This is a genomic window from Actinomadura sp. KC06, assembly GCF_004348735.1.
Lineage (GTDB): Bacteria > Actinomycetota > Actinomycetes > Streptosporangiales > Streptosporangiaceae > Spirillospora.
This window is the reverse complement of record NZ_SMKT01000112.1, coordinates 20,433-28,915: the sequence shown is the minus strand read 5'-3', so window position 1 is coordinate 28,915 and position 8,483 is coordinate 20,433. Positions and strand designations below refer to the sequence as shown.

General features: G+C 73.5%; 9 protein-coding genes. 8 read left to right on the top strand and 1 reads right to left on the bottom strand.

Features of this window, described 5'->3' with window-relative positions; genetic code table 11:
• The 4 genes from E1287_RS29430 to E1287_RS29415 all read left to right on the top strand — a co-directional run.
• On the top strand, positions 1–352 hold a 352-nt coding region (locus E1287_RS29430), incomplete at its 5' end, for a thioredoxin domain-containing protein (RefSeq protein ID WP_243719515.1).
• Between the two features lie 91 nt (positions 353–443).
• A complete protein-coding gene (locus E1287_RS29425) occupies positions 444–1,631 on the top strand; it encodes a S8 family peptidase (protein WP_131968507.1) in 1,188 nt (395 codons plus the stop codon).
• 86 nt (positions 1,632–1,717) lie between these two features.
• Entirely contained in the window at positions 1,718–2,620 is a 903-nt protein-coding gene (locus E1287_RS29420) for a LysR family transcriptional regulator (RefSeq protein ID WP_131968505.1), read from the top strand.
• A gap of 2 nt (positions 2,621–2,622) precedes the next feature.
• A complete protein-coding gene (locus tag E1287_RS29415; protein WP_131968503.1) occupies positions 2,623–3,525 on the top strand; it encodes a LysR family transcriptional regulator in 903 nt (300 codons plus the stop codon).
• On the opposite strand, the gene E1287_RS29410 is transcribed toward E1287_RS29415, so the two are convergent.
• Complete coding sequence (locus E1287_RS29410; RefSeq protein ID WP_131968501.1) at positions 3,522–4,550, bottom strand: LacI family DNA-binding transcriptional regulator; 1,029 nt, start codon at positions 4,548–4,550, stop codon at positions 3,522–3,524. The genes E1287_RS29415 and E1287_RS29410 overlap by 4 nt on opposite strands.
• A gap of 149 nt (positions 4,551–4,699) precedes the next feature.
• Here E1287_RS29410 and E1287_RS29405 point away from each other — a divergent pair, with 149 nt between their 5' ends.
• From E1287_RS29405 to E1287_RS29390, 4 genes are read left to right on the top strand one after another with little or no spacing between them, the layout of a single operon-like run.
• Positions 4,700–5,668: a dihydrodipicolinate synthase family protein gene (locus E1287_RS29405; protein WP_131968499.1), complete on the top strand. Its 969-nt coding sequence runs from the start codon at positions 4,700–4,702 to the stop codon at positions 5,666–5,668.
• Complete coding sequence (locus tag E1287_RS29400; RefSeq protein WP_131968497.1) at positions 5,665–5,916, top strand: (2Fe-2S)-binding protein; 252 nt, start codon at positions 5,665–5,667, stop codon at positions 5,914–5,916. Before E1287_RS29405 ends, E1287_RS29400 begins: the two co-directional genes overlap by 4 nt.
• Positions 5,913–7,310 (top strand): NAD(P)/FAD-dependent oxidoreductase, encoded by a 1,398-nt coding sequence (locus E1287_RS29395; protein WP_131968495.1) that lies wholly within the window; start codon positions 5,913–5,915, stop codon positions 7,308–7,310. The genes E1287_RS29400 and E1287_RS29395 overlap by 4 nt, the downstream gene beginning before the upstream one ends.
• Positions 7,307–8,479 carry an FAD-binding oxidoreductase gene (locus tag E1287_RS29390; protein WP_131968493.1) on the top strand — a complete coding sequence of 391 codons (1,173 nt, stop codon included), beginning with the start codon at positions 7,307–7,309 and terminating at the stop codon, positions 8,477–8,479. Before E1287_RS29395 ends, E1287_RS29390 begins: the two co-directional genes overlap by 4 nt.
• Positions 8,480–8,483: the final 4 nt, after the last annotated feature.

Below are 8,483 nucleotides of genomic sequence, written 5' to 3'. Positions count from 1 at the left end.
CATCGCGGACGAGACGATCGTCGACGTCACGTCGGCCAACTACGCCCAGGTCATGGAGATGTCCAACACGAAACCGGTCGTGCTGAACTTCACGGCCGGATGGTGCCACTGGTGCCAGGTGCAGAAGCCGTACCTGCAGCGCTACCACGACGAGGACGCGGGCGCCTGGGTCTGGGCCCGCGTGGATGTCGACCGGAACCCGAGCATCATGCGCCAGTACGGCGTCCGGGGCATCCCGGCGCTGGTCAGCGTCCGCAAGGGCAGCGAGTACGGGAGCCGCTTCGTGGGCTTCGACCCGTCCTCTCCCGAGGCGCTACGCGCCTGGCTGACCAACGTCATCCGCAACTACTGACGTCATTCGCAACCACTGGGCCGGACGCCCAGTGCCGGGGCCCGCGGGCGCGCCGCGGGCCCCGGCACGTCCCCACTTGGGAAGGATCACCATGAAGAAAAGGCATGTCCGGCTGGCGGCGCTCATGGCCGCGTCGCTCGCCCTCCCGCTCGTCCAGCCCGCCGCCACCGCACTGGCGCGTCCCCTTACCGCCGTCCACCAGGACGACACCAAGGTCTACATCGTCTGGCTGCGCGATGTCCCTGCCGACCGCGACGAGGTGACCGCGGTCGCGAAGGAGATGACCGGCAAGTACGGCGGACTGCTCCGGCGCACCTATTACTCCGCGATCCAGGGCTTCTCCGCCGACCTCACCATGGACCAGTACATCGCCTACCTGTCCGACACCCGCATCCAGTCGGTCACCGCCGACAAGTCGTTCCGCGTCGCCGGGACGCAGAAGTACCCGCCGTCCTGGGGGCTCGACCGCATCGACCAGCCCGATCTCCCGCTCGACCGCGTTTACCGGTACCCGAACGAGGGCGATGGCGTGCGCGTCTACGTCCTGGACACCGGGATCAGGACGACCCACCGCGAGTTCGACGGCCGCGCCCACGCGGCCTTCGACGCCATAGACCCCACCGGCTCCGCCGGGCGCAGCGGTGCGGACTGCAACGGGCACGGCACCCAGGTCGCCGCGACGATCGGCGGCCGGTTCACGGGCGTGGCCAAGGGCGTCCGGCTGGAGTCGGTCCGCGCGCTCGGCTGCGACGGGACGGGCACCGGCGAGCAGATCATGACCGCGATCGACTGGGTCGACGCGCACGCCCAGCGTCCGGCCCTGCTCAACCTCAGTTTCTCCGGCCCGTCGCAGTCGGTGCTCGACCTCGCCCTCTACGGGATGACGGAACGCGGCCTCGCGTACACCGCCGCTGCAGGAAACGGCAACGCCGACGCCTGCGACGCCACGCCGGGACGGCAGACGACGGCGATCACCGCGTCCGCCACCGGCAGGTCCGACCAGCGCGTCGGCACCGCCAACCACGGCACGTGCGTCCACCTGTTCGCGCCCGGGGACCGCATCGTGACCGCGGGCGCCGCGTCCGACCTCTCCTACAGCAAGGCAAGTGGGACGTCCATGGCGTCCGCCCATGCGGCAGGCGTGGCGGCCATGTACCTCGCGGAACACCCTGACACCACGCCCACCGACCTGGACAAGACGCTGCGGGACGCGGCCGCGCCGGGCAAGGTCGGCGACCCCGGCGCCGGGTCGCCGAACCTGCTGCTGCAGACCGGCTGATCCCGTCACGGCCCCGTTGCCGCGCCGGGAACGTGTGTCAAAATGCTCGGATCTGCGCCCGTTCCAACCCCCCATCGGGAGCGGACATGCAGTTGGAACTGCACCACCTCAGAACGCTGCAGGCCGTCGCCGCGGCGGGCAGCCTCAACCGGGCGGCCGAGCAGCTCTGCCTGCCGCAGCCCGCCCTGAGCCGCCAGCTCCGGCGGCTGGAGGACCTGTTCGGCGGCTCCCTGTTCGACCGCGACCACAACGGCGTCCGGCCGACGGCCCTCGGACGCGTCGTCCTGCACCACGCCGCCGGGATCGTTGACGACTGCGCCGCGATCCACGACGACCTCACCCGCCACCGGGACCGGCACACCGGCACGATCCGGCTCGGCTGGACGGCGAGCTGCGTCGCCGACCTCCTCCTGGACGAGCTGCGCCGCCGGTTCCCCGCCACCCGGATCGAGACGCTGGTGGACGACTCCGTCCGCCAGGTGACGACCTGGCTCCTGACCGGCGAGCTCGACGTGGCGCTGGTCAACGAGGCGACGAACGGACCGGTCCACCGGCCGGACGGGCTCGCCGTCCAGCACATCATCGACGAGCGCCCGCAGATGCTGTTCCGCGGCGACCATCCGCTCGCCCGGCGCCCGGCCGTCACGATGGCAGAGCTCCGCGACGAGCGCTGGATCGCGATCGCGGGCTCGGACGGGTGCATCGCGTTCCTGCACCGCGTGTGCCGCCCGTTCGGGTTCGCGCCGGCGATCGTCCACCATCTGCCGCTGCACGGGCCGCACGAGGAGATCGTCCGGCATGACGGGAGCGTCCTGCTGACGCAGGGGTGGCGGCCGTCGCCGCCGGGAACGGTCCGGCGCCCGATCGCCGGGCTGCCGTGGGTGTCGCGCCACGTCCTCATGTACCGGCCGGAAGGCCACTGGGCGCAGCACATCCCGCATTTCGCCCGCGCCCTGAGAGAGGCCCACAAGGCCAGAATGGGCGGCTAGGAATGGACATCGAACTGCAGCAGCTGCGCATTCTGCACACGGTCGCCGAAGCGGGCAGCATCAACCGCGCCGCCGAAGAACTCGGCATGAGCCAGAGCGGTCTCAGCCGGGCGCTGCAACGGCTGGAACGTAGCGTCGGAATGCCGATCCTGCACCGCCAGCCGACGGGGATCACCCTCACCACCGCCGGGGCGATCCTCCTCGACCACGCCGATACCGTCCTGCCCGCGCTGAACCGCATGTTCACCGATGTGCGCCGGTGTTTGGCGTCCGTCAACGGGAAGTCGCCCGTCCGGATCGGGGCGGCGCCCGCGCCGACGCTGACGTCCTTCGTGCGCTGCGTCGAGGACCTCGGGATCGCCCCGATGTCCCTGCTGGTGGACGAGTCCGGCCAGCGCCTCACCCAACTCGTCGACAACGGCGAGATCGACGTCGCGATGTTCCGCCATTTCCCGGAACTCGATCCGAAGCCGCCCGAGACGGTCCGGCACGAGCCGATCGCTTCGCAGTTCCCGCATGTCTGCCTGCCGGACACGCATGCGCTCGCCGCCCGACCCGCGATCGACCTGCCCGACCTCGGGAACGAGCACGTCGTCCTCGCGTATCCGGAATGCCAGCCGCTGACCGGCCATTTCCACACGGCGTGCACCACGGCTGGGATCCGTCCGCGCATCAGCTACGCCAACAGCGCCTCCGCCGCCATCGCGTTGGGCAACGCGTTAGGCGCGATAACCCTCACCTATTGGCCGGGCGTCACCGAACCCCAGCGAACGCACATACGGCTCCACGACACCCCGCTCAACGCCGTCATGCTCCTGGCCTGGCGCGCCGACGGCCCTCTAGACGGAATGAGCGCACAGCTCCTCGAATCCGTCCGGACGATGCACGAACGCACCCCGGCCTAGACGTCCCGGGGTCTGGCGCTGGACTCGCGCTGGACGAGCTGCGCCCCGACGCGATAGGTGCGGCCGTTCCTTGCCTGGGGCACCGAGCCCCGGCCGCGTTCGAGCTGCTGGAGCAGCAGGTCCATGGCGAGTTCGCCGAGCTCGCGCGCCCCGTTGTCGACGACCGTGACGGGCGGCTGCCACCAGCGCAGCCAGCTGATGTCCTCGTAGCAGACGAGCGACAGGTCGTCCGGGACGCGGACGCCCGCGGCGACGAGCGCGGGCAGCACCCCGAACACTGCCTCGTGGTTGGCGGCGAACAGCGCGGTCATCTCCGGGACGCGGGCCAGCAGCCGTCCGGTGGCGTCGGAGCCGAACGACGGCTCGAACGGGCCGCGCTCGATCAGGCGCTCGTCCAGCGGAAGGCCGTGGTCGCGCCACGCCTGCTCGTAGCCCGCGAACCGCTCGTCCCCGGAGTTGGTGCCGGGCGGGCCGCCGATGTAGCCGATGCGGCGGTGGCCGAGCTCCAGCAGGTGGCGGGTCGCGTCGCCGGCGCCGTCGCGGTCGGACGCGAGGACGGTCGGCGCCGCGCTCTCGGCCGCGCCGCGGATGAGGTTCACGACCGCGGTCCCGCCGGACAGCAGGGCGTTGGACGCGGCGGCGTTCGACCCGGTGCCGATGAGGATGACGCCGTCCACGCCGTGCTCCCCGAGCGTCCGCAGGATGCCCTCCTCGCGGCGCGGGTCGGCGTCGGTGATGGACAGCATCATCTGGTAGTCCTCGGCGGCGGCCCGGCGCTGCACCACCTCGGCGATGGTGTGGAACGAGGCGTTCACCAGGTTGCCGACGACGAGCCCGATCAGGTGCGACTGCCGGGAGCGCAGCGCGCTGGCGGCCCGGTTCGGGCGGTAGCCGAGCCGGCGCGCGGCATCCTCGACCAGGGCCCGGGTCTCGGCGGCGATCAGCGCCGAGCCGCTCAGCGCCCGGGAGGCGGTGCTGCGGGACACGCCGGCGGCGGCGGCAACGTCCTTGAGGGTGACGCCCATCGTGCTCCGATTCTGCAATCGATCCCAGTGGTGGAGCAATCATGCCATAGCGCGAGTGCGGTTAACCCTTGACAGGGGACGATACCTTGCCGCAACCTTGTGCAATCGATCCCAGAAGGGATGACCACTACGGAGTTCGGGGAAAGATCTTGGATCGCGACGACGTCTCATGGCACGGCTACTGGCCGGCGGCGCCCACGCCGTTCACCGCTGAGGGCGCGCTGGACGAGGACGCCTGGCGCGCGCTGCTGAGACTGTACCTGCGGCAGGGCGTCCACGGCGTCCTGGTCAACGGCAGCACCGGCGAGTGGTTCAGCCAGAGCCCGGACGAGCGCCGCCGCGTCACCGAGATCGCCGTCGACGAGGTGGCCGGACGGATCCCGGTGGTCGTCGGCGTCACCGCGTACACGCCGTCCGAGGCGATCGGGCTGGCCCGGCACGCGGCGAGCGCGGGCGCGGACGGCGCGCTCGCCACCCCGCCGCCCTACGTCCACCCGGGCCCGGAGGAGATCTACGCCTTCTTCGCCGAGGTCAGCTCCGCCACCGACCTGCCGTTCATGGTCTACAACTGGCCGCGCGGCGTCGCCGCCGACATCGGCGCCCACCCGGGCCTGGCCCGGCGGCTCGCCGCGCTGCCCCAGGTGGCCGCGATCAAGGACAGCACGGGCGACTGGCTCCGGATGCTGAACACGGTCGAGGAGGTCGCCGCCCGGGTCCGCGTGTTCGGGAGCTTCCTGCACCGCCGCGGCCTCGCCGCGCTGCTGGAGCTCGGCGGCGACGGGAACATCGACGGCGGCGGGCTCGGCGCGCCGTTCGCCGTCCCCTACTACGAGGCCGTCGCGCGCCGGGACGGCGCCGCCGCCCGCGCCTGGGCCGACCGCTACGGCGCGCTGTCGGCGCGGCTGATCAGGCCCGACTACAGCGGCGTGTTCGCCTCGCCGATCCCGCAGCTCAAGGCCGCGATGTCGCTGCTCGGGCAGCCGGGCGGGCACGTCCGCCCGCCGCTGCTGCCGGCGGCGGGCGAGGCGCTGGAGGGGATCCGCGCCGTCCTGGACGAGTCCGGCCTGGCCGAGGCCCTGGCGGACGAGCGCGAACCGGCCGCCGGGGCGCGGCCGTGAGCGCCGCCCGGATCACCGTCGACGGGGAGGCGGTGGACGCGGCGGCCGGGTCCTCGCTGACCGCCGCGTTCGTCGCGGCGCGCCGCTGGCGGCTGCGCGACAACCCGGTCAGCGGCGAGCCGCGCGGCCCGTTCTGCGGCATGGGCGTGTGCTTCGAGTGCGAGGTCACCGTCGACGGGCGGCCCGGCGTGCGCGCCTGCCTGACCAGGGTCGTCCCGGGCATGACCGTCGAGACGGGGTCCCGATGACCACGGTCCGGGACGTGCTGATCGTCGGCGGCGGCCCGGCGGGGCTGTCGGCCGCCGCGCGCCTGGCCGCCGCCGGGCTCACCGTCGCGCTGGTGGACGAGCAGCCCGAGCTGGGCGGCCAGTACTACCGGCGGCCCTCGCCCGCCGCGCCCGGTGATCACCGTCCGGAAGGCGGGCGGCTGATCGCCCGCGTCCGGGACCTCGGCGTCGACTGCCTGACCGGCCACCTTGTCTGGGGCGTGGACGACGACGGCCGGACACTCCTCGCCACCGGCCCGGACGGCGTCCCGGCCCGCCTACGGGGGCGCCACGTCATCGTCGCCACCGGTGCCTATGAGCGGACCTACCCGTTCCTCGGCTGGCAGCTCCCCGGCGTCACGACGCCCGGCTTCGCCCAGCACCTCGCCGCCGCCGACGGAACCCCGGTCGGTGAGCGCGTGCTGGTGGCCGGGTCTGGACCGTTCCTGTTGCCCGTCGCCTGCTCGCTTCTGGACGCGGGCGCACAGGTCGTCGGCGTCGCGGAGGCCGGGCACCCGTACCGTCCGTCGCTTCGCGCGGCCGCCTCGCTGCGCCATCCTGCGCGGCTGCGCGAACTGGCCGGATACGCGGCACGGCTGGCCCGCGCCCGCGTCCCGCTCTGGCAGGGACGCGTGGTGACGCGGGCGACCGGCGACGACCGGGTCTCCTCGGTCACGCTCGCCGCCACCGCCGACCCCGCCCGACCCGTCCGGACCCTCGACGTCGACGCCGTCTGCGTCGGCTACGGGTTCCGTCCGCAGCCGGAGCTGGCGCGGCTGCTCGCCTGCGAGATCCGCGCCGACGCGGTGACCGGCGACGCCGAGCCCGTCACCGACCGCTTCGGCCGGACGAGCCGTCCCGGCGTCTATGTGATCGGCGAAGCGGCGGGCATCGGCGGCGTCCATCTGGCCCGCGCCCGCGGGCTCATGGCCGCCGCACACATCCTCGCGCGCGAGAACGGCAGCACCCCTGGGGAGATCGCCCGGCTCGCCGCCGAGATTCGCGGGCTCGACCGGTTCACCTCGCTCAACGAGGCGCTGTACCCGAGCCCGGCGCGGTTGCAGGACGTCCTGTCCCGCGCGCTGACCGGCGACACGATCGTCTGCCGCTGCGAGGCCGTGACCGCCGCCGACGTCCGCAACGCCGTTCTGGAGCGGGCGGGCGGCGACCTGAACGCGACCAAGTCCTGGTCGCGGGCCGGGATGGGGCCGTGCCAGGGCCGGTTCTGCGGGTTCGCGGTGGCGGGGATCGTCCGCGACGCCTCCGGCGGGGAACCCTGCGGCGTCCCTGTCTTTCCGGCGCGGCAGCCCGTCCGGCCGGTGCCCGTCGAGACCCTGCTCGCGCTCGGCGAGCAGGCCGAAGGGGCCGCCGGATGAGCGCGCGGACGGCCGACGCGGTCGTGATCGGCGCCGGTGTGCTCGGCGCCGCGGCCGCGTTCCATCTCGCCAGGGCGGGGCACCGCGTGATCGTGCTCGACCGCGGCGCGCCCGGACGCGAGGGGTCGGGCACGACGGCGGGGAACCTGCACGTCCAGGCGGTGCACACGCGCCGTCCCGGGCAGAAGGTGCCGCTGGACAGCGCCCGGTTCCTGCCCCTGCAGCGGGCCGCGAGCGATCGGTGGGAGTCGGTCGAGGACGAGCTGGACGCCTCCGTCGAGCTGCGCCGCAGCGGCGGGTTCACGATCGCGGAGACCCCGGAGCAGCGCGCCGAGCTGATCGCCAAGCACGCCTGGGAGGAGCGCGCCGGGATCGCCACCGAGGTCCTGGACGGCGACGGCGCCCGCGCCGCGCTCCCCCTCCTCGGCCCCACCGTCACGGCCGCCACCTGGTGCCCGCTGGACGGCTACGCCAACCCGCTGCTGACCACGCCCGCCTACCTGTCCGCGGCGGTGCGGCACGGCGCCGAGGTGCACCCGTTCTGCCCCGTCCAGACCGTGGAACGTTCCGGTTCCGGCTGGCGGGTCACGGCGGGCGATCTGCGGATCGACGCCGCCCGGGTGGTGGACGTCGCCGGCCCCTGGCTCGGCGAGATCGCCGCGCTGGCGGGCGTCCGGCTCAGGATGACGCCGGTCGCGATCCAGATGCATGTGACCGTCCGGCTGCCGGAGACGCTGCGGCACCTCGTCCAGCACATCGGCGAGGGCCTGTCGGTCAAGCAGGTCACGGCGGGGAACCTGCTGATCGGCGGCGGCTGGCCCGCGCTCCGCCTGGAGCCGGGACCGGACGGCCGCAGCCCGATCAGCCTCGGCAGCGTGGTCGGCAATGTGGCGCAGGCCGCCCGCGTCCTGCCGTTCGTCCGGGACCTGCGGCTGCTGCGCGCCTGGGCCGGTCCGCTGGCCGCCACCCCGGACGAGATGCCGGTGATCGGGGAGGTGCCGGGCGCGCCCGGCTTCCTCGTCGCCGGCGGAACCTACGCCTTCACGTTCGCCCCGCTGTGGGGCGAGACGCTGCGCTGCCTGGTCGAGGGCGAGCCGCCGCCGGTGGACGTCCACGACCTCGGACCGGAGCGGCTGATGGAGCCCGCGACCTACGAGCAGGCCCGATGAGAGA

Bases quoted from the DNA above. Each gene is read 5' to 3' on its own strand.
- E1287_RS29425 (WP_131968507.1), top strand. From the start codon at position 444: ATGAAGAAAAGGCATGTCCGGCTGGCGGCGCTCATGGCCGCGTCGCTC.
- E1287_RS29420 (WP_131968505.1), top strand. From the start codon at position 1,718: ATGCAGTTGGAACTGCACCACCTCAGAACGCTGCAGGCCGTCGCCGCG.
- E1287_RS29415 (WP_131968503.1), top strand. From the start codon at position 2,623: ATGGACATCGAACTGCAGCAGCTGCGCATTCTGCACACGGTCGCCGAA.
- E1287_RS29410 (WP_131968501.1), bottom strand. From the start codon at position 4,550: ATGGGCGTCACCCTCAAGGACGTTGCCGCCGCCGCCGGCGTGTCCCGC.
- E1287_RS29395 (WP_131968495.1), top strand. From the start codon at position 5,913: ATGACCACGGTCCGGGACGTGCTGATCGTCGGCGGCGGCCCGGCGGGG.
- E1287_RS29390 (WP_131968493.1), top strand. From the start codon at position 7,307: ATGAGCGCGCGGACGGCCGACGCGGTCGTGATCGGCGCCGGTGTGCTC.